The organism is Aeoliella fuhlenseeensis, from assembly GCF_052161615.1.
In the GTDB taxonomy this organism is placed as follows: Bacteria; Planctomycetota; Planctomycetia; order Pirellulales; family Lacipirellulaceae; genus Aeoliella.
The window spans coordinates 2871500-2890949 of sequence record NZ_CP197417.1; the positions used below are offsets into that span (position 1 = coordinate 2871500).

15 protein-coding genes are annotated in these 19450 nt (G+C 59.5%); 12 read left to right on the forward strand and 3 right to left on the reverse strand.

The genetic code is table 11. The features are described from left to right. Positions 1–135 precede the first annotated feature (135 nt). From rho to SH292x_RS11255, 5 genes are all read left to right on the forward strand, one after another. Positions 136–1470: a transcription termination factor Rho gene (gene rho, locus SH292x_RS11235; protein ID WP_442485706.1), complete on the forward strand. Its 1335-nt coding sequence runs from the start codon at positions 136–138 to the stop codon at positions 1468–1470. Between the two features lie 72 nt (positions 1471–1542). Continuing rightward, complete coding sequence (locus SH292x_RS11240; protein ID WP_442485707.1) at positions 1543–2640, forward strand: peptidase; 1098 nt, start codon at positions 1543–1545, stop codon at positions 2638–2640. Between the two features lie 406 nt (positions 2641–3046). Continuing rightward, complete coding sequence (locus SH292x_RS11245) at positions 3047–4315, forward strand: DUF6786 family protein (protein ID WP_442485708.1); 1269 nt, start codon at positions 3047–3049, stop codon at positions 4313–4315. Positions 4316–4386: 71 nt separating this feature from the next. Continuing rightward, the gene (fucP, locus tag SH292x_RS11250; protein WP_442485709.1) at positions 4387–5748 is read left to right on the forward strand and encodes an L-fucose:H+ symporter permease; all 1362 of its coding nucleotides are present in this window, start codon (positions 4387–4389) and stop codon (positions 5746–5748) included. A gap of 93 nt (positions 5749–5841) precedes the next feature. Beyond that, positions 5842–7599 carry an amidohydrolase family protein gene (locus SH292x_RS11255; protein ID WP_442485710.1) on the forward strand — a complete coding sequence of 586 codons (1758 nt, stop codon included), beginning with the start codon at positions 5842–5844 and terminating at the stop codon, positions 7597–7599. A 95-nt stretch (positions 7600–7694) separates the two neighbouring features. Here the strand turns inward: SH292x_RS11255 and SH292x_RS11260 are convergent, their stop codons facing one another. Next, the gene (locus SH292x_RS11260) at positions 7695–9770 is read right to left on the reverse strand and encodes a DUF2961 domain-containing protein (protein WP_442485711.1); all 2076 of its coding nucleotides are present in this window, start codon (positions 9768–9770) and stop codon (positions 7695–7697) included. Positions 9771–10014: 244 nt separating this feature from the next. On the opposite strand from SH292x_RS11260, the gene SH292x_RS11265 reads away from it, so the two are divergent. The 4 genes from SH292x_RS11265 (at position 10015) to SH292x_RS11280 (ending at position 14259) form a co-directional block, all read left to right on the forward strand. Continuing rightward, positions 10015–11232 carry a GNAT family N-acetyltransferase gene (locus SH292x_RS11265; protein WP_442485712.1) on the forward strand — a complete coding sequence of 406 codons (1218 nt, stop codon included), beginning with the start codon at positions 10015–10017 and terminating at the stop codon, positions 11230–11232. A gap of 38 nt (positions 11233–11270) precedes the next feature. Then, positions 11271–12164, forward strand: coding sequence for an EamA family transporter (locus tag SH292x_RS11270; protein WP_442485713.1), 894 nt, complete (start codon positions 11271–11273; stop codon positions 12162–12164). Positions 12165–12260: 96 nt separating this feature from the next. Next, positions 12261–13166, forward strand: a complete 906-nt coding sequence (locus tag SH292x_RS11275) for an NTP transferase domain-containing protein (protein WP_442485714.1) — start codon at positions 12261–12263, stop codon at positions 13164–13166. Between the two features lie 7 nt (positions 13167–13173). Further along, on the forward strand, positions 13174–14259 hold the full coding sequence (locus SH292x_RS11280; protein ID WP_442485715.1) for a phosphotransferase enzyme family protein: 1086 nt from the start codon (positions 13174–13176) through the stop codon (positions 14257–14259). Here the strand turns inward: SH292x_RS11280 and SH292x_RS11285 are convergent. Together SH292x_RS11285 and SH292x_RS11290 are read right to left on the reverse strand one after the other, a co-directional pair. Continuing rightward, complete coding sequence (locus SH292x_RS11285; RefSeq protein ID WP_442485716.1) at positions 14256–14681, reverse strand: YbaN family protein; 426 nt, start codon at positions 14679–14681, stop codon at positions 14256–14258. The genes SH292x_RS11280 and SH292x_RS11285 overlap by 4 nt on opposite strands. A gap of 209 nt (positions 14682–14890) precedes the next feature. Beyond that, on the reverse strand, positions 14891–15979 hold the full coding sequence (locus tag SH292x_RS11290; protein ID WP_442485717.1) for a hypothetical protein: 1089 nt from the start codon (positions 15977–15979) through the stop codon (positions 14891–14893). A 387-nt stretch (positions 15980–16366) separates the two neighbouring features. Here SH292x_RS11290 and SH292x_RS11295 point away from each other — a divergent pair, with 387 nt between their 5' ends. From SH292x_RS11295 to SH292x_RS11305, 3 genes are read left to right on the forward strand one after another with little or no spacing between them, the layout of a single operon-like run. Next, positions 16367–16816: an Rrf2 family transcriptional regulator gene (locus tag SH292x_RS11295; RefSeq protein ID WP_442485718.1), complete on the forward strand. Its 450-nt coding sequence runs from the start codon at positions 16367–16369 to the stop codon at positions 16814–16816. A gap of 59 nt (positions 16817–16875) precedes the next feature. Further along, on the forward strand, positions 16876–19242 hold the full coding sequence (ccoN, locus tag SH292x_RS11300) for a cytochrome-c oxidase, cbb3-type subunit I (protein ID WP_442485719.1): 2367 nt from the start codon (positions 16876–16878) through the stop codon (positions 19240–19242). Next, positions 19239–19418, forward strand: coding sequence for a cbb3-type cytochrome c oxidase subunit 3 (locus SH292x_RS11305; protein ID WP_442485720.1), 180 nt, complete (start codon positions 19239–19241; stop codon positions 19416–19418). The genes ccoN and SH292x_RS11305 overlap by 4 nt, the downstream gene beginning before the upstream one ends. Positions 19419–19450: the final 32 nt, after the last annotated feature.

Below are 19450 nucleotides of genomic sequence, written 5' to 3' on the forward strand. Positions count from 1 at the left end.
CCGAGGTTTTTTGGAAGTTAGCTGGGCGGGCTTTCCGCCTCGCCAGTCGTTGGGATGCTTAGTTGTCCCGCGGTGGGTTGCGACCAAAGGTGTCGCCCCCGACTGGTGTCTCTCTGTTTGAGGATTTAGATCGCGATGGGTAAGAGGAATAAGAGTGGCGGAGGCCGCTACCGTGGACGGAACAACAACAATAACAATAACAACAACCCCAACGCGCGTGGCGGCGGCGGTGGTGGCCAGGGTGGTGGCGGAGGCCAAGGGGGCCAGCGAAACAACCGCAATCGCGGCCGTCGCGGCACCGCCGTGGTCGAGAATCTCGATCAGGCGTATCCCGAAGATGGCAATCCATTACCGCTGACGCCGGGTTCGGGCGTGCTCGAAATGCACCCTAACGGCTACGGCTTTTTGCGAGATCCGACGACTAACTTCACCCGCGAGCGCTCCGATCCGTTTGTGCCTGGCACGATGATCGAGAAGTACGGTCTCCGTGAAGGTCTGTTGCTGCAGGGCATGGTCCAGCGTCATCGCAAAGGCCAGGGGCCTAGGCTCAAGGAATTACTGGACGTCGATGGCATCTCGCCCGACGACTACGTCGGCACGAAGAACTTCGACGAGCTGACCCCCATCACGCCCGAAGAATGGTTCCAGCTCGAAACCGGCCCCGAGCCGATCAGCACGCGAGTCATCGACTTGCTCGCACCGCTTGGCAAGGGACAGCGTGCCCTGATCGTCGCGCCGCCTCGCACCGGCAAGACCGTGCTGATGCAGCAACTCAGCCAGGCTATCTCCACCAACTACCCGAAGGTGGCGATGATGGTCCTGCTGATCGACGAACGTCCGGAAGAAGTGACCGACATGAAGCGCAGTGTGATTGGCGAAGTATTCGCCAGCAGCCTCGATCAAGATGTCGAAAGCCACGTTCGCCTGTCGCAGCTCACCATCGAACGGTGCAAACGCCTCACCGAAATGGGCAAGGACACCTTCCTGCTCATGGACTCCATCACTCGTTTGGCTCGTGCGTTCAACAAGTGGGTCGGCAACACCGGCCGCACCATGTCGGGCGGTGTCGACATCAAAGCGATGGACATTCCGAAGAAGCTGTTCGCCACGGCCCGTGCGTTCGAAGAGGGTGGCTCGCTGACCATCGTCGGCACCGCGCTCATCGACACCGGCAGCCGCATGGACGACCTGATCTTCCAGGAGTTCAAGGGCACCGGCAACATGGAACTAGTGCTCGATCGCAAGCTGGCCGACCGCCGTGTCTGGCCATCGATCGACCTCGACCAATCCGGTACTCGCCGCGAAGAGAAACTGCTCCCGCCCGAAACGCTGCACGCCGCCACCGCGCTGCGTCGCACGCTGTCGAGCATGCATCACATCGATGCGATGGAGCAACTGACTTCGCGCCTAGCGAAGTACAAGTCAAACGAAGAGTTCATTGCGTTGATTAAGGGTGCTTCGTCGAACTAGCGGTTGTGCGACTCCGCGACGAATGAAGCGATTGCTGCAAGTGTAACTTTCCATTGATGGAGTGGCGCTGCGATGCATGTATCCCGTCGTGAGTTTTGCAAGGCCGCCGCAGTTGGCGCAGTGGCTACGATTGCCCTGCCGGCCCTTCACACGCTCGCCAAAACGGATTCGCCGAATCCGATCGTGGGCGTGGAGGGCCATCAGTACCGCGTCGACCACCAGTGGGCGAAGCTGCCGGACAAGTACCGCTGGCAGACGACCCATAATGTGGCGGTCGATAGCGATGGGCTCGTGTATGTGATTCACGAGGGGCGGCTCAGCCAGAAGGATCACCCGGCGATCTTTGTGTTCGACGCCGATGGGAAGTTTGTTCGCGCGTTCGGCGAGCAGTTCCAGGGTGGCGGGCACGGCATTGAAGTGCATCCCGAGAATGGCAAAGACCAACTCTACGTCTGCGCGTACCAACAGCAGCGGTCGTTCGCCAAGCTGACTACCGACGGTACGGAGCTTTGGCGGCAAGGTGCACCAATGGAGTCGGGCTTCTATGCGGAGGGCGAAGACGAGTTCCCTCGTTCGCGCCGCGACAACCCCTGGGGCCGCGACCGGTTCTTGCCGACGAATATTGCATTTCATCCTGACGGCGGTTTCTTCGTCGCCGATGGCTACGGTGGTTTTCGGATTCATCGCTACGACGCCGACGGCAAGTATCAAAGCTCGTTCGGCACGCCGAGCGACGACCAGCTAGCCGATGGCACGTTCAACACGCCGCACGGTGTGTGGATCGACTCGCGCGGCGAAACGCCGACGATCGTCGTCGCCGACCGCGCGAACGCCCGTTTGCAATGGTTCACGCTTGATGGCAAGCACCTGCGCACGCAGGACGAGTTCCTGCTGCCGGCGAACATCGACACGTTCGGCGAGTTGATGCTGGTCCCCGACTTGGTGGGCCGAGTCACGCTGCTTGATGGCGACAATAACGTCATCTCGCACCTCGGCGACAACTCGAAGTTGATGGCCGCCGATTCGAGTCGCGGCATTCGTGGCGACGAGTCGAAGTGGCAGCCTGGCAAGTTTGTGCACCCGCACGACGCCTGCTTCGATGCCAATGGCAACATCTACGTCGCCGAATGGGTGGCGACCGGGCGGGTAACGAAGCTTACGCGTTTGTAAGCAGAGGCCGTGACGTACTACGAGCATCCCATCGATGCGCGGCATGGCTTCGATTCTTCTGCAAAGTTTGCAGGCGGTACGTCCCGCAGGTATACTTTCCCCCGACCTTGACGGGCGGGTGCCGTGCAGTTGGGTTGCCTCTGTTCGGAGCGATCCCTGATCAAGTTTTGTCGCGAATGGCGTGAGCTTGTGTTTCTATCGCGTTGTTGGGTGTCGAAGTCGAGAGTCGCTATTCGGCTTTTCGCTTGCGCCAGTTCCACAAACGTTGCATGGCCGGTGCTGGAGAGTATTCTCTCCTGCTGACTCGCAGCGTGCTGGCGGCTAACTTTAGCTTTGGGTGAGAAGTGCGATGCCAACTCTCAAAACGCCAAGGTTTCTTATCAAGCGAGTTCGAAAGGTGTGTTCTATGCGTTGGACTATGTTGGCGCTTAGCCTATTCGCGATTGGCGTCACCGGGTGCAGCAAGCCCGCCGCCGAGGGCGAATCTAAAGACTCCAGTACTACGACGCAGTCGGGCGACAGCATGAACAGCGATAAGACCTTTCAGCAGGACGTCGATTTCTTGAACGAGCACGTAGAGACGATTGTCTTGCGTGGCGATGGCGGCGACGCTTTGGTGGCGGTGACGCCCGCGTACCAAGGGCGCGTGATGACCTCCTCCGCGACCGGCGGCGATGGCGTCAGTTTTGGCTGGCTCAATTACGACCACATCGCGTCGGGTAAAGTTGCCGAGCATATCAATGCCTACGGTGGCGAGGAACGCTTCTGGCTCGGGCCCGAAGGGGGACAGTTCAGCATTTACTTTGCTCCCGGCGCGAAGTTTGAGTTCGCCGACTGGCAAACCCCGCCACTGATCGACACCGAAGCCTACGACGTCGCCGAGAAGAGCGAGAGCAAGGTCTCCTTTGTCAAAGAGGCGACCATCAAGAACTACTCGAACAACGAGTTCAAGCTGCGAATCGATCGCGCCGTCGAAGTACTCGACCCCGGGGCGGTCGAGAATTCGCTGGGGGTGAAGCCGGGCGAGCTGAAGTTCGTAGGCTATCGGACCACCAACAAGCTGACGAACACGGGCGAAGCGGCGTGGACCAAGGACACCGGCCTGCTGTCGATTTGGCTTCTCGGAATGTATAAGCCCGGACCTAAGACCACGATTGTGGTGCCTTTCGTCGAAGGTTCGGAAGAAGAACTCGGCGTCGTTGTGAACGACACCTACTTCGGAAAAGTTCCTGCCGATCGCCTGAAGGTCGCCGAAGGGGTGATGTACCTATCGGGCGATGGCAACTTCCGCTCGAAGATCGGTGTCCCGCCAAAGCGTGCCAAGGAGATCGCCGGCAGCTACGATGCCGAGCGAGGCGTTTTGACCCTCGTGAAGTACAACAAGCCCGAGGGGGTGACCGACTACGTCAACTCGATGTGGGAGATTCAGGACGAGCCGTTCGCTGGCGACACCGTGAACGCCTACAACGATGGCTCGCCCGCCCCGGGTGAGAAGCCCCTGGGGCCGTTCTACGAAATCGAAACTTCGAGCCCCGCCCTGGCACTCGAGCCTGGCAAGTCGGGCGAGCACATCTCGGAGACGTATCACTTCCAGGGTGACCGCGCGGAACTCGACCGCGTCGCGAAAGAGACATTAGGGGTGTCGCTGGATGAGATTGAAGCGGGGCTGAAGTAGGAGGCGATGTGCGTTCTTAGCTTGTAACCAGTGCGACGTTCTTTGCTCTAAACACAGGTCGGTAACACGCGATGGCAGGTTCCACTTCAGATGCCGCGGCGAGTCCTTACGAAAGTCCACGCACTGCAGCACATGGTGACGATAACGTGTCGCATCACGATCACCATAGCGTGATTCCTAAGGGGCGAATTTGGCCCTTTGCGCTCTTGTCCAGCTGCTTTTTGTGGTGGGCGATTGCGAACAACATCACCGATCCGTTGGTGAAGGTGTTCGAAGAAGTCTTCACAATGACGACGTTTCAGGCGTCGATGATTCAGTTCGCGTTCTACTTCGGCTATTTCTGTATGGCGCTGCCGGGCGCCATCATCGCGCGACGCTTCTCGTATAAGACCGGTGTACTTGTCGGCCTCGGGATGTATGCAGTGGGGTGCTTTTTGCTCTATCCCGCCATGGTCGCCGAGCAATTTGCTTTCTTTTGTTTTGCGTACTACGTGCTGGCTTGCGGACTAGGCATCCTGGAGACGAATGCTAACCCCTACGTGATGGTGCTGGGTTCGGTCGAATCCGCAACCCGACGGCTAAACTTCGCACAGTCGTTCAATCCTATTGGCTCGGTCATCGGTATCGTCATGTGCCAGGTCATGATCATGGCCAACTTACCCCATAACGAAGCCGGTAAGCTCTCTATCTCAGCCGCGGAAAAATCGGATGCGCTGAACACGCTTATCGTTCCCTACCTGTCCGTTGCGGCAGTTCTGGTGGTCGTCTGGCTGCTAATTCTGTTCAGCAAAATGCCGAAGGCTTCGGACGCTGGGGAAGAAATGCATTTCTTCAGCACCGCAGAGCGATTGCTCAAGAATCCCAACTATGTATTCTCTGTAGTTGCGCAGTTTGCGTATGTCGGCACGCAGATTTCCGTCTGGACCTACACTAACTACTACATTCCCGAGCAATTGGGTGTCACGCAGCAAGTTGCCATGATGTGGCACACCGGTGCGCTGGTTCTGTTCGGATCTGCGCGTTGGGTGTTCACTTATCTGATGACTTTCTTTCGCCCTTCGACGTTGCTACTGTTCGCGGCAGTGATGGCTTGTGTCGTTACTTCGATAGTGATCTTCGTCGGTGGGATGGCGGGAGTCATCGCCTTGGTGTTCATCTCAGGCTTCATGTCCCTGATGTTTCCCACAATTTTCGGACTCGGATGTGCGAATCTTGGTTCGGACACCAAGCTTGCCTCGTCCGGCCAGATCATGGCGATAGTGGGCGGTGCCGTTATTACTCCGGCACAAGGGTATATGATTGACCGCTGGGGTGTTAGTACCTCCTACTTGCTGCCTCTCGCTTGCTTCGTAGTGATCGGTACCTATGCGATCTATGGCCGCCGTTTCGAACGCCCTGAGGCGACGGCCCAACTGGCGGATATTGCTGCCTAAACACGCTCGGCCCGGCGGAGCCGTGCGGTATGATATTGGGTCATGCCCTTGGCGTGACTCCCAACTGACGATCGACTTCGAGGAACCCGCCCGATGCGTTTTCTGGTAATCGCGTGTGTAGCTACTGTGATCGCTTCCCCTGCTCTCTCGCATGAGACCGACCCGCGTACCGACGCCCTCTCGGCCGATGTTTGGCGGAAGGAACGCCGGCTGGTCGACATGCACATGCACATCGAGTCGAAGCCCGAGCGGTTCGAGCGGGCGGTCGGCATTATGAACGCCGCGGGGGTGGGACTCGGCGTTGAGCTCGGCTCGGGAACTGTCGTCGCACCCGAAGGCGAAAACTCGGGTATCGAGAAGAACATGGAGATTGCTCGCGAAGTCGCGCCGGGCCGATTTCTCAATTACATGATTCTCGACTACTCCGGCTTCGAGAAAGACGATTGGGGTGACCGGGCGGTCGCCCAGATTGAGAAGGCCCACGCCCTGGGGGTCGCCGGCGTGAAAGAGTTCAAGCGGCTTGGCCTCACCGTGCGTGACGCCAACGGCCGGCTCATCCCGGTGGACGATCCGAAGCTCGATCCCGTGTGGAAACGCTGCGGGGAGCTGTGCATGCCAATCTCGATCCACGTTGGCGATCCCAAGGCGTTTTGGGAGCCCTACAACGAGTCGAACGAGCGTTGGGAGGAACTCAAAGACCATCCGAGCTGGTGGTTTGGTGACCCCAAGAAGTACCCGACGCGCGAAGTAATCCTCGAGCAGTTTCTGAACATCATCGCCAAGCACCCGGAGACGACGTTCGTCGGCGTTCATTTCGCCAACAACCCGGAAGACATCGACTGGGTATCGCGGAACTTCGACAAGTACCCCAACATGATGGGGGACATCGCCGCGCGCATCCCCGAAATCGGTCGTGGCGATCCCGAGAAGCTGCGAGCCATGTTCATCAAGCACCAGGACCGCTTGCTGTTTGGCACCGATTTTCAAGTCTGGGACCGGATGATCCTGGGCTCGGCCGGCGACGACGAACGGCCGACCGACTACGACGCACTGGTGTTCTTTCAGAAGTGTTTCCGGTTCATGGAAACCGACGACCGCGATTGGGCTCACATGACGCCGATTCAAGGCAGTTGGACCATCAGCAGCATCAACCTGCCCGCCGAAGTGCAGCGGAAGGTGTACTTCGACAACGCGAACAAGTTGCTTGCCCGCAGCCTGCCCGCCCCGACACTCCAAGCTGTGCGAGCCGCCGAACCGGTGAAGCTCGATGGCAAGCTGGACGATGCGGTGTGGAGCAAGGCGCCCTTCGCCCGCATTGAGTACACGCTCGAAGAGAGCGACCCGCGACCCGACCTCAGCACGGCAGTCCGGGCGGCGTGGGACGACGACTATTTGTACTTGGCGTACGAGGCCCCTTTCACCGAACTTACTATGAAGGATCCCGTGCCCAGCGACGAGCGCCTTGGGCTGTGGAACGACGATGTAGTGGAGCTATTCGTCGGCACCGACCTTGAGAATATTAACGCCTACGACGAGTTCGAATGGGCACCCAGCGGCGAGCAACTCGACGTGCGGCTGAACCTTCCGGAGAAAGACTTTCCTTGGTCAAGCGGCATGGAGTCGAAGGCCTTGATCGATCGCGAGAACAAGCTCTACCGCGTCGAGGCCCGCATTCCGATATCGACGTTCACCGAATCGACGCCGAAGGTCGGTACTCGATGGCGTGCGGCACTCTACCGGAATGACGCGGCGAACGACGTCTTCCTCGCGTGGCGGCCGACGCTGAAGGCCACCGCGCACGTTCCCGAGCGGTTCGGCTGGCTTGAGCTCGTCGATGAGCCGAGCAACTAACGTGGGGTAAGTCACCGAGCCCACCGTGCACAATTGTGCGATGGCTCTCCCGAGCCCGATAATCAGGGTCGGAGCCCCCTCCCCCAAAAGGATCCCTATCGCGGTTGGAGCCACAGGAAGTCGATGCCTACGAAGGGCTCACTGTTCGGTGCAGGCTCTTCGAGTTTCAGTTCCAGCACGTGATCGCCGGCGGTAAGTTCAACCTTGTCGCTGGTCGAGCAGTTGATCATCGTGCGGCGTTTGTCGAACAGGTTCATCACCCCCGATTTTCCGCCGAAGCCAAATGGCTTGCCATCGAGCGTTGCGCTCACTTTTCCGGAGCGATGATCGAGTGCGAGGGCGAGGCTTACTTCGTAGTTGCCGGCCTTTTCGACGGGCACAGTGATCTTAAGGGTCTCGCCCGCGGCTTTTGGCTTCCAGACCGTTAGCTTGCCCTCGGACCAAAAGTCTCCCAACTCATTGGCCACTTCGCCATCGATCAGCTTCTCCGGCTCGAAGAACGTGGCGCCACCCGAACCCCGCACTGCGAGTGGCGTCCAGGGACCGGGAAGCACTGGCTTGCGAACGTCCTCTCGAGTGATTGCACGATGGTCGTCCATCATCCCTGGCCGGCCGTAGTGGTAAGCCTGACAGGCGTAGCTAAAGCCCTCGACGCGCGTATGAGCGAGCAGTTCCATGTAGAAGCTGCACCGAGTATCGAAGGGTTGATCGTCGATGAAATGGAATCGATAGTTGGTGACAAAACCACGGTTGGCGGGACCGTCGTTGCGAGGCTGGCCGCAATAGGGATAGTAGAAGATGTCGAAGGCACTCCAGGAATAGTTGTAGTAGTCCTCGGAGCCGGTGCCAAACCAAGAGGGCTGCTGGTCGTCGTCGACGAACACTTTTTCGTCCCCTTCGCCCCACCAGCTACCGCTGGGGTGCGTGCCGCGGGCGGGGTTCATCATCAGCGAAGCGGTGCCGATGTACCGCCCTGCCCCGTTGGCGACGAGGAACGGAATATCCACGGCGGGCGCGGTCACCATATCGTGCGTCACTCGCCAGCGGGCGAAGAAGTACATCGTGCGATCGGCGTCCCATTCGCGAGGCTTCGTGCTGGCAGAGCAGCGAACTTTTACCTGCTGGTCCCCCAAGTTCTCGAATTCGATCCGGATCGACTTGCGGAACGGCATCACGTACCGGCTGACCATTCGCCCGTCCTCGAACACCGAAAAGGGGAGTGAAACATACGGGTTTACACCAGGCGCGGCGGCATAAAAGTCGCCCACCGGCGATTGCACCTGCGGCACGCTCCAGTCGTCGCACGTGATGTGCATTACCGTCTGTCGAAGCGCAGCAACTTCGTCCTTGGCAAGTACTGTGGTCTTGAGCTGCTCCAGCGCGCCAGGTCCCGTGAACTCCATGGCCTTGGATCGTTCACCAGGATCAAGAGTTACGGTGACCGATTCTTTCTCCTTCTCGACGATTGGATGTTTGCGATCGGGATTGGCGAGAATCGCGGCGGCCGACTTGATTTCGTTCGCGTAAGTCTTGAGGTCATCCTTCGCGAACGTCTTCACCTCGACGTCGGGCGAGTCGTACTTACGAACCTGGACGTAGTAAAAATGGGTGCCACGCGGATTGCCCACCCACACCATGCGGCAACGCTTGGCGAACGGCATGGGGCAGTAGCCGGCGTCGCGTTGGTAGAAGGTGCCATCGAGTTCTTCGGGCACGACGTTGGAGCCTTCTATAAAAGTGTCGTACGGCCTCTTGAGAAACGCCTCGGCGGGTCCATCGTAGATCGGTTCGTCACTGCCATCGAGGTAGACGCGGATGTCGCCAAATATCTGCGCTGTCCAGGTTCGCACCACCACGCCGGGCCCCTCGACATCAAGCATCAGATACTCGCCAGGCGCATCACCTTGAGGTTCTTTGAGCACTTTCTCGAACGCCGGTATCGGCGCGCCGCCGAACCCGTCGGAGTTCGAAAACCACGCCGGGCCACCGGGCATATCGCTCCGGCGGTCGTAGGAGGTGAACTGCAATGTCTTGTAGTTGTCTGCCGGCAGTTCGCACAGGCGGTCGAAGTCGACCATCTCCAGCGCCATCGTGCCTGTGGTCACCGGTGCGGCGGAACAGATGGAGACGAATAGCGTCCAGGCAAGAGCGATTGGCGTGAGGTGTCGCATACAAGGTTTCCGATTCACGGGGGGAAGGACGTCGCGAGGTGGCGTGCTTCGATTGTAAACCGACTGCGAAGGCTGCCGCCAATCAAAACCCGGAATCGACCGCCCATGCTTGGTTTTCGGAATACCAATAAAGATCCTCGGAACGCTTGAAGAGGGTGGGGGCAAGTTGCAGATTCTCTCGCCCACGGCGTTCTGCTATGCTGGCTCGCGATGTGAGGCTGTTTCTTCATCGAGGTTCGTGCCCGTGCCGAATGTCTCAACACAATCCGTGGTAGCCGCCAACGAGAAGTTGGGCGCGGAGATCGACGGGCACGTCTTTACCGGCACGGGGCAGGAAGTCGTTCGAGCTGTCGCCAAGCAAGCCGGAGTCGATCCGCTCGAACTGCTTTCGGCCATCGTCAACAGTTTGCTGGTGCCGAAGGGAGCCGACTGGACGGCGGTGATCTTGAGCGAGTACATGGGGCTCTACCCCGATTCGCGTGGGCTGTTCTCGTTGGTTTGGGACGACATCACCCGGCAACTCGTGGCGCACGGCTCCGTGTTCCAATCGGCATCGAATCCGTGGACCGGCCTACTGGCCCACATTCGTACGCTGGAGGGGTTTAAAGGGCTGGGGCTTGGGACACTCGTTACCGAACAATTGACCGCGGCGGCGTTCGAGCACGGGGCGGGCGTGGTCGTCCTGGCGACCGACGACAAGATTCACCGCATCAGCCAAGGCGAGCGTGCCGCGCACTCGATGTACTCGCGGCTGGGGTACGCCATTCTCGGCGAGACCCGACTCGCGGACACCATCGATTGGCTAATGGCAATCAGCAAGCCATTGCTTACCGCTCCGCGAAATGCCAGCGATGCGGAAAACGTTTTAGCGACGAAGGGAGAGTTTATCGCGACGACGCGTCATCAATTCGCAATAACTACAAGAGAACTTCGCACGGAGCCCGTCACGGCCGGGGATCTCGCGGGCTTGTTCTTACTGCTCAACTTGTGCCCCAAGAACGACTTTCGCCTGAAGCTCACGTCGTGGCAAATCCATTACGGTCCGGAACTGGAGCGGACGTACATCACCCTCCTTCGGCAAGCCATCGTCGACCAGGACCGTTTGCAAGACGCAAGCCAAGTGCTCCGCGATCGCCAGGGGCGATTGGTTGCCGTGTGCGGTGCCCCGTTAATTGCTCCGTTTACGCGGCGAACTTACGCCATTGATTTCTACGCCGTCCCGGAGTTCGTACAGAAGAATCCCGGGGAGATAAGCAGGCTAGTGCGTTCGACGCTCGATCGCATTCTCGAGTCGCCCTTGGCCTCGCGGCCCTGCGCTGTTTCGTTTGTTGGTATCGATGAGGCGAAGATCGATGTGTTTCAGTCCCTTGGCTTCGCACCCGGCGGCGCGGCCACGTCGTACTACGATTCGTCGACGGGCGAAGCGATCCGTGCCCGCGAGTACGTGTTGCATCTCCAATAACTAGTCCCAGTACGAGCCTCGCTCTGGAATCACTTATCATGCCCCAACGCCGGCTGGGATTGCTGTTTGCCATCGTGACCACCGTCTTTTGGGGCGTGTGGATGGCGCTGTTGAACAAGCCGGTGGAGAATGGCTTCCCCGAGACTATGGGTTACGTCGCGTGGTCGTTGACCATGATTCCGCCAGCCCTGGTCGCGCTCTGGCTTGCGGGATGGCGGCTTGAGATCGATGCCAGGTCCATCACGCTTGGCTGTTTGGCGGGGCTTCTGGGCGCGGGCGGGCAACTCCTGTTGTTCAAGACGGTACCGAGCTTGGCACCCGGCTATCTGGTTTACCCGTTCACGGCCATCAACCCGGTGGTGACCATTCTGCTCGCCGCGGTGATCTCCCGCGAGCGAGTGCACCCGCTGGGCTGGGTAGGTGTGGCGCTCGCGCTGGTGGCGGGGGTGATGCTCAATTGGAGCACCCCGCAAGGAGAAACTACGATTCACCCGGCGTGGATAGTTTACGCAATTGGCATTCTGATGGCTTGGGGATTGCAGGGCTACGTTATCTCGCTTGCCAACCACACGATGAAGGCCGAGAGCATTTTCTTTTACATGGCGATCACCAGCCTGGCCCTCGCTCCGGTTGCCTGGGCGATGACGCCGGCCACGCAGTCGGTGAATTGGGGGCTAAATGGATTTGGTTTGTCGCTGGCGATTCAGTCCCTCAACGCCTTGGGGGCACTCCTCCTGGTCTACGCTTATCGGTATGGTAAGGCGATGATCGTGGCCCCGCTGACCAACGCGGGGGCCCCGGCTCTGGCGATCTTGCTGGGCTTGGCGTTGTCGCTGGACGCGACATCGCTCAGTCCGATCGCCATCGCTGGTATCGTGCTCGCCATCATCGCGACCGTGCTGATGGGGATTGAGGAAGAAAAGTCAGAGTAGCAGTATTCCGTAGCCGAACTCGCAAGAGTTCGGAGGCCAATTAGAAGTGCCCGAACTCTCGCGAGTCCGGCTACCAACCACCAAGGCATTTGACGCGTGAAGAATCAACCGACACTTGTGATCATGGCCGCTGGGGCGGCGCGGCGTTACGGGGGCCTTAAGCAGCTCGCGCCCGTCGGGCCGTCGGGCGAGGCTATCATGGAGTACTCGATCCACGACGCCCAGCGAGCCGGATTCGGCAAAGTGGTATTGGTAGTGCGCCGGGAGTTTGAGTCGGCGTTCTGCGAGAAATTCGTCGACCGCGCGTCGACGAGCATTGATATCGCCCTCGCTTATCAGGAACCCAATGCCTTCGTTCCCGCCGGATACCAAGGAGCCGAACGCGTAAAGCCTTGGGGGACAGCCCATGCAGTGCTTTGTGCCAAACCCGAGGTGGCGGGTCCGTTTGCCGTGATCAACGCGGACGACTTCTACGGACAGTCGGCGTTCGCTGCGATTGGCGGATTTCTCGGGACGCTATCGCCCAGCGATTCGTCGAGCGCCGCGATGGTGGGGTACGCGCTCGACAACACGCTGTCGGATCATGGAACGGTCAATCGCGGTGTCTGCGAGGTCGACGCTGACGGGCAACTGGTGAACATCGTCGAGCGATTCAATATCGGTCGTGCGAATAGTGCGGCGCAGTTTGAACTAGACGGGGCCGTGCAGCCACTACCGCTCGACACGGTGGTTTCGATGAACCTGTGGGGCTACCCGACTTCGATGATGTCCTATCTCGCCGAGCGATTCGACACATTCCTCGCCGCGAAGCCAGATCCCGCGAAGGAGTACGAACTTCCCACGGTTACCAAACAGTTGATGGCCGACGGAGCACTCACCGTTCGCGTGCTCCCCACCGGCGAGCAATGGTGTGGGATGACCTACCAGGACGACCTGCCCATTGCCCAAGCCCGCGTGGCGGAACTGGTAGGCGCAGGAGTCTACCCGGGCTCTTTATGGTAGGTGCACGGTGGATGCGTTAGCGAATGTCGCTGCACAATTTGCGATCGTCGGTCACGTGGCTTCGATCGAGCCGATCGTTGCTGGCCATATCAACGACACGTACTTGGTAACGACCGACGATTCGCCTCGCTACGTGCTCCAGCGAATCAACCACCGAATATTTCGCGATCCGCCTGGTCTGATGCGGAACGTGCAACTCGTGACTTCGCACGTCCGCTCCAAACTAGCGGCCGCTGGCGTTTCAGACCTTGCGAGGCGAGTTTTGGAAGTCGTGCCCTCGCGTGCGGACGAGCCGCTCCTCCAAACCGAACAAGGGGAATTCTGGCGGGTGTACAGGTTTGTGGAGCAAACCCACCCCGTACCAAACAACGCGTCGCTCAATGAGATTTACCAAGCGGGGCTGGGGTTTGGGTGGTTCGCGGCTCAGCTCTCGGACTTACCGGCATCGTCGCTCATCGAAACTATTCCGCGTTTTCATCATGGCCCCCGTCGTTACCAAGCGTTCCTTGCCGCGGCCACGGCGGACGTAGCGGGGCGTGCGGACAGCTGTCGCGCGGAGATGGAAGCTACTCGCTGCTACGAGTCTCTGCTCCTCGGGCCGCAGCGGGATATTGACGCGGGTCGCCTGCCACTGCGAATCACCCACAATGATACGAAGTGCAACAATATTTTACTCGACGACACCACGAACGAAGCGATGTGTGTCATCGACCTCGACACCGTAATGCCTGGGCTGTTGATGTGGGACTTCGGCGACTTGGTACGAACGAGTGCTTGCCGCGCCGCCGAAGACGAAACCGATCTTGCGCTAGTGAAAGCCGAAGTCCCGCGAGTAGAAGCGGCGGCGAACGGTTATAGAGACGGCCTGGGCAACCTTATCAGCGGTACGGAGCTCGCATCGCTGGCCTCGGGGCCAAGCTACATGGCGCTCATCATGGCGACTCGTTTCCTCACCGATTACCTGCAGGGCGACATCTACTACAAGATTCACCACCCAGCGCACAATCTGGATCGTTGCCGCAATCAATTGAAGCTAGTCGCGGAGCTAGAGAACGAGCGGCCACGACTCGAAGCAATCTTCGGCAGCCGTTAGCTCGCCATCTTGCGAGTCGGCAAACGGTAGATAACGGTTAGTCCCACCACGGCGGCTGCGACCACGGTCATCAGCAACACCTCGGACATCTCTCCTCGGTAGACAATCAGCGACACCGCCGCCAAAACCATAGTGATCGCAATCAGCTTCACGCGGAGAGAAACCGCGCGGTGCTGTTGCCAGTCGCGGAGCACGGGGCCGAGCAGTTTGCTCGCCATCAGCTTCTCGTTCAGGCGTGGCCAGGAGCGGGATAGAAAGTAGCTCGCCAGAAGCACGAAAGGCGTTGTTGGCAAACCGGGAAGGATCACACCCGCCAAAGCCAGGGTGAGAAACACTCCCGCCAGACCCAAATACACCATCCGCCGCGCACCTTGAACGTACGCGATCGCGGCACCTTCGTGTTGGACGGTTAGTGTTGACATGGGCGGATCACCGTAACTGTAGGCTGCAACCTTGCCCAGGCAAGTCGCGGTATCGATTCTAACGATTAATTCGGCTTCGTGCAGGTGGAACTTGCACCCAACCAACGCTATCGCCTCGGAAGAACCAACCGGACAGGTGGGCCGGAGGGCTCTTCCGAGGCGATCTTCTGACAATCCCCGACGGGGATTGTCGCCTGGGTGGCGAAGTGTTAGTAACGCAGGATCAGGTCGACGGTCAGGCGGTTTTCCAAGACGTCGCGGCGCTCGGTGAGCGGGTTTTCCCACGCGATACCGATTTCGGTCAGGCGGCTAGGCTTGTACTTCACGCCAAACGCCCCGGTCACGATGTCGTTGCCAGCAACGCCGGTCGAACCAAAATTGAACAAGTCGCCACCCGAGATACCGGGTACGCCGTTGTTACCGCTCCCAATCCAGTGGTACCAGTTGAACTCGGTCAGGGCGTAGAAGCCACGTCCCAGGTAGTAGTCAACGTGATTCGACCAGTAGAGGCTGCTCTCTTCCGCATTGTCGTCAGCCGGCAGGCGAAGGCCGAAGCCGCTGATGTAATGCCAGTCGCAGCAGATGGTGGTACCGCCCGACAAGAACAGGTGGAACTCGCCATCGCCATCGCCATTGCCCTGTTGAGTGCGGGGGCTACCGACGGGCATTTCGTAAACGAGACCCGTCGAAAGGAGCGATTGGGTTTCGTAATCGCGAATCAAGTTGTACTTAAGACCAAGCGCCACGTCGGCCCAACCATCGCGGATCAGCGGATTGCTCGATACCGCGTAGCCGTCCTTCGTTGCAATAAGCGACAACCGATCGGTGAGGGCGGCACGAAGCTGAACGGCGTAGACCTGGATGTCGCCACCACCGGCCGTCGAGGGAACTTTGTGTTGCAGGAAGATGCCGCGGACTTCGGTGAGCGTCCGCGGATCCTCAAAGAACACCGGGTTGGTCATCGGGCTGATCCAGTCGTCGAAACAGCCTGGAGTCGGACAGAAGCAGCCGAGCAGTAGTTCGGGGATGATGCAAGGTTCGGCGTCGCAGTAGCCATCGCAGGGCCCTACGGTGTACTCCTCACAATCGTCGAAGTAGCCACACTGCTGGGCGATGGGGGCCGTGACCGGCACCATTCCGACCGCCTCGGCCACCTGGATCTCGGCCACTTCCGTGGCTGCAGGACGCTCGAGGTCGAAATACGGACCGAGTGAATTGGCGAGGGCCGTCGGCATAACAATCGACGTGCCAAACATCAGAGCGAGCGTAGCAATTCGCGGGCGGGAGTGGGTGGCCATAGCCAGTTTCCTAAGGGGGGGTGCAACCTAACTTCGCACCAATGGGCAAGGTCGCGACTCCTTAGCGTTTTCGACCCAATTTGCGGCAATCTCCATTGGAGTGCTATCGCTGCCGGTACTCTTTCGGGATCGTCGCAATCGGCGTGTGCGACTGAGCGTTCGGGCTGTGCCGAGTCGCACAGTACAAGCGATTCGCACACTTCTAATCCTTCGCCGCCTGGCACTGCGACATTTTGCCCCAGCGTGTTGCGCCTCGTGTTTTACAGCGTGAAACGAAAGTTGATGTGGAACTCTCAATCTCGGCACAGGGGTTGCCTAGGCAAGCGGATAAGTGGGTACGAATACCCACTTGGTGAGTAGTCCTTATGTGCCTTTGGGAGGTATCGCGTGTCCGTTTCACAAACAGCCGAGTATGCCCTGCGTGCCGTTGTGCGTCTTGCACAACAGCACGGGGTAGCCCAAACGACCCAACAATTGGCCGAAGCGACGCGGGTGCCGCAAAGCTACCTGCCTAAGGTGCTTCAGCCGCTCGCGCGAGCCGGGATCGTGATTGCCCAGCGGGGGTCGCACGGTGGCTATTCGCTGCACGCCGACCCCAAAACGCTGAGCGTGATGGACATCATTGCGTGTGTCGATCCGGTACGTCGCATCGACACTTGCCCCGGTCGCGATGCCATCGACGGTGCGGCACTGTGTGCCTTGCATCAACTGCTGGACGCCGACCTCGCAGCGAGCGAAGCCCGCTTCCGTGAGGCAACGATTCAGCAACTTCTGCCGCAAGGCGAGACAACTGTGCAAGACGCTTCGCCTGTCGTTGCGACGGAACCCGCGAACTAGCGGCTGAGCAAACTGATCGACATTGCCTACCTCCCCAGTGATACTCTAGCGGATCTCTCATGTCTGACGTGACCAGCGTGCCACACGCATCGGGCCGGCAATCGGTCGGCCCCCTCGAGTCGTTTAGCTACAACGATGCCATTGTTCGAAAATTCGTCACCGCTACGCTCATCTGGGCGCTAGTGGGATTTGCGGTGGGGTTGATCCTGGCGGTCGAGCTGCCTTACCCCGCGCTGAATGGCGGCATTGAGTGGATCACGTTCGGTCGCCTACGACCTCTGCACACCAACGCGGTGATTTTTGCATTTGCTGGCAACGCCATCTTCGCGGCCATCTACTATTCCACGCAGCGGCTCTGCAAGGCGCGCATGTGGAGCGATACGCTTGGCAATCTGCACTTCTGGGGATGGCAGCTCATTATCGTGAGTGCCGCGCTGACGTTGCCGTTTGGCATTTCCCAAAGCAAGGAATACGCCGAGCTTGAGTGGCCCATCGACATTGCGATCGCAGTGGTGTGGGCCGGGTTCTTTGGGACGAACTTCTTTATGACGCTGGTTACGCGTCGCGAACGGCATATGTACGTCGCGCTATGGTTTTACATCGCGACGATTGTCACGGTCGCCGTGCTGCACATCTTCAACAACATTTGGGTTCCACTGGTGGCGATGGGGCCGCCTGGCAACCCGCTCGACTGGTTCAAAAGCTACCCGATCTACGCCGGTGCCCAGGACGCAATGATGCAGTGGTGGTACGGGCACAACGCGGTGGCGTTCTTCCTTACAACGCCGTTCCTGGGACTCATGTACTACTTCCTCCCCAAGGCGGCGGATCGGCCGATCTTCTCCTACCGTCTGTCGATTCTGCATTTCTGGTCTCTGGTATTCATCTACATTTGGGCGGGCCCGCATCACTTGCACTACACGGCGACCGCCGAGTGGGCGCAGACGCTCGGCATGGTGTTCTCGCTGATGCTGTGGATGCCGAGTTGGGGTGGCATGATCAACGGATTGCTCACCCTCCGCGGCGCTTGGCACAAGGTGACGACCGACCCCGTGCTCAAGTTCTTCGTCGTTGGCATCACCTTCTATGGCATGAGCACGTTTGAAGGCCCGATGCTGTCAATCAAGAGCATCAATGCCCTTAGCCACTACACCGACTGGACCATCGCCCATGTGCACGCGGGGGCGCTCGGCTGGAACGGCTTCATGGCCTTCGGCATGATCTACTGGCTCGCTCCCAGGTTGTATCAAACCAAGCTTCACAGCGTGAAGCTCGCGAATCTTCACTTCTGGCTGGCGACCGCTGGCATCTTGGTCTACGCCCTGGCGATCTACGTCGCAGGTTTGACCCAAGGTCTGATGTGGCGGGGTATCACCCCCACCGGCCAGTTGATGTACCCGCAGTTCGTCGAGACGACGCAGGCCATCATTCCGATGTACTGGATCCGAGTGGTGGGTGGCTTGTTGTACTTCGGTGCGACGGTCATCGGGTGCTGGAACATCTACTGCACTTGGCGGAGTCGTCCCGCCGTGTACGAAGTGCCGGTGTACGAAGCCCCTGCGCTTCGTAACGTGCCTTTCACCCCAGAGACGGCGCCCGAGTCGCAGCTGACTGCGGTTCTGGATGTTGGTCGCAAGATTGATGTCTGGAGCACACTCTGGTGGCACCGTGTGTGGGAACGCTTGCCGATCAAGTTCACCGTGATGACCGTGCTGGCGGTGGGCATCGCCTCGCTGCTGGAGCTGGTGCCGGCGTTTGTGATTCGTTCGAACATTCCAGCGACCGACGCCGTCAGGCCTTACACACCGCTGGAACTCGCCGGCCGAGACATCTACGTCGCCGAAGGCTGCTACAACTGCCACTCGCAGATGATCCGTCCGATGGTGGCCGAGACCATCCGCTACGGTGCGTTTAGCAAAGCGGAAGAGTCGATGTACGACCATCCGTTCCAGTGGGGGTCGCGGCGAATTGGTCCGGACTTGGCACGCGAGGGTGGCCGTCAGAGCTATGCATGGCATGTCCGCCATCTGATGGACCCGGCCACGGAGAGTCAAGGTTCGATCATGCCTCCGTACCCCTGGCTGGTGAAGAAGAAGCTCGACTTCACGTCGGTGCCGCTCCGTATCGCCGCGCATCAAGCGCTGGGAGTGCCTTACCCAGAGTACGAGGGCAATCTCCGCGGCAAGTCTGCCGACGACGCCAAAGCTCAAGCGGCGGCGATTGCTGCGGAGTTCGTGCAGCAGAACGGGGCACCCTATCGAACGCCGGATGGCAAGGTGGTTGACCTCGCCGACCGCCAGATCATTGCTCTCGTGGCGTACCTCCAGCGACTCGGCGTCACACCGACGACAGAGCCAGCCGCGGAAGAGGCCGCCCCCGCCACCGAACCGGTTGCATCCGTAACGACGCAAGGAGGCAAACCATGAACTGGCTACAAACCGACGCCGCCATCGACACGATCAAGACGACGGGACTGGTGATGTTCGTCGCGATCTTCGTTGGCGTGCTGATCTGGCTCGCGATGCGGAAACAGTCGGACATCGACCGCTGGTCAAAGTTGCCACTCGACGACGACTCGCAGAAGCATGCCGCTAAGCGGTAGTGCTAGGCTCTCCCTTCACTTTTCATCGTAAG

Bases quoted from the DNA above. Each gene is read 5' to 3' on its own strand.
- SH292x_RS11245 (WP_442485708.1), top strand. From the start codon at position 3,047: ATGCGTTGGACTATGTTGGCGCTTAGCCTATTCGCGATTGGCGTCACC.
- SH292x_RS11255 (WP_442485710.1), top strand. From the start codon at position 5,842: ATGCGTTTTCTGGTAATCGCGTGTGTAGCTACTGTGATCGCTTCCCCT.
- rho (WP_442485706.1), top strand. From the start codon at position 136: ATGGGTAAGAGGAATAAGAGTGGCGGAGGCCGCTACCGTGGACGGAAC.
- SH292x_RS11240 (WP_442485707.1), top strand. From the start codon at position 1,543: ATGCATGTATCCCGTCGTGAGTTTTGCAAGGCCGCCGCAGTTGGCGCA.
- SH292x_RS11285 (WP_442485716.1), bottom strand. From the start codon at position 14,681: ATGTCAACACTAACCGTCCAACACGAAGGTGCCGCGATCGCGTACGTT.
- SH292x_RS11270 (WP_442485713.1), top strand. From the start codon at position 11,271: ATGCCCCAACGCCGGCTGGGATTGCTGTTTGCCATCGTGACCACCGTC.
- fucP (WP_442485709.1), top strand. From the start codon at position 4,387: ATGGCAGGTTCCACTTCAGATGCCGCGGCGAGTCCTTACGAAAGTCCA.
- SH292x_RS11305 (WP_442485720.1), top strand. From the start codon at position 19,239: ATGAACTGGCTACAAACCGACGCCGCCATCGACACGATCAAGACGACG.
- SH292x_RS11290 (WP_442485717.1), bottom strand. From the start codon at position 15,979: ATGGCCACCCACTCCCGCCCGCGAATTGCTACGCTCGCTCTGATGTTT.
- SH292x_RS11260 (WP_442485711.1), bottom strand. From the start codon at position 9,770: ATGCGACACCTCACGCCAATCGCTCTTGCCTGGACGCTATTCGTCTCC.
- ccoN (WP_442485719.1), top strand. From the start codon at position 16,876: ATGTCTGACGTGACCAGCGTGCCACACGCATCGGGCCGGCAATCGGTC.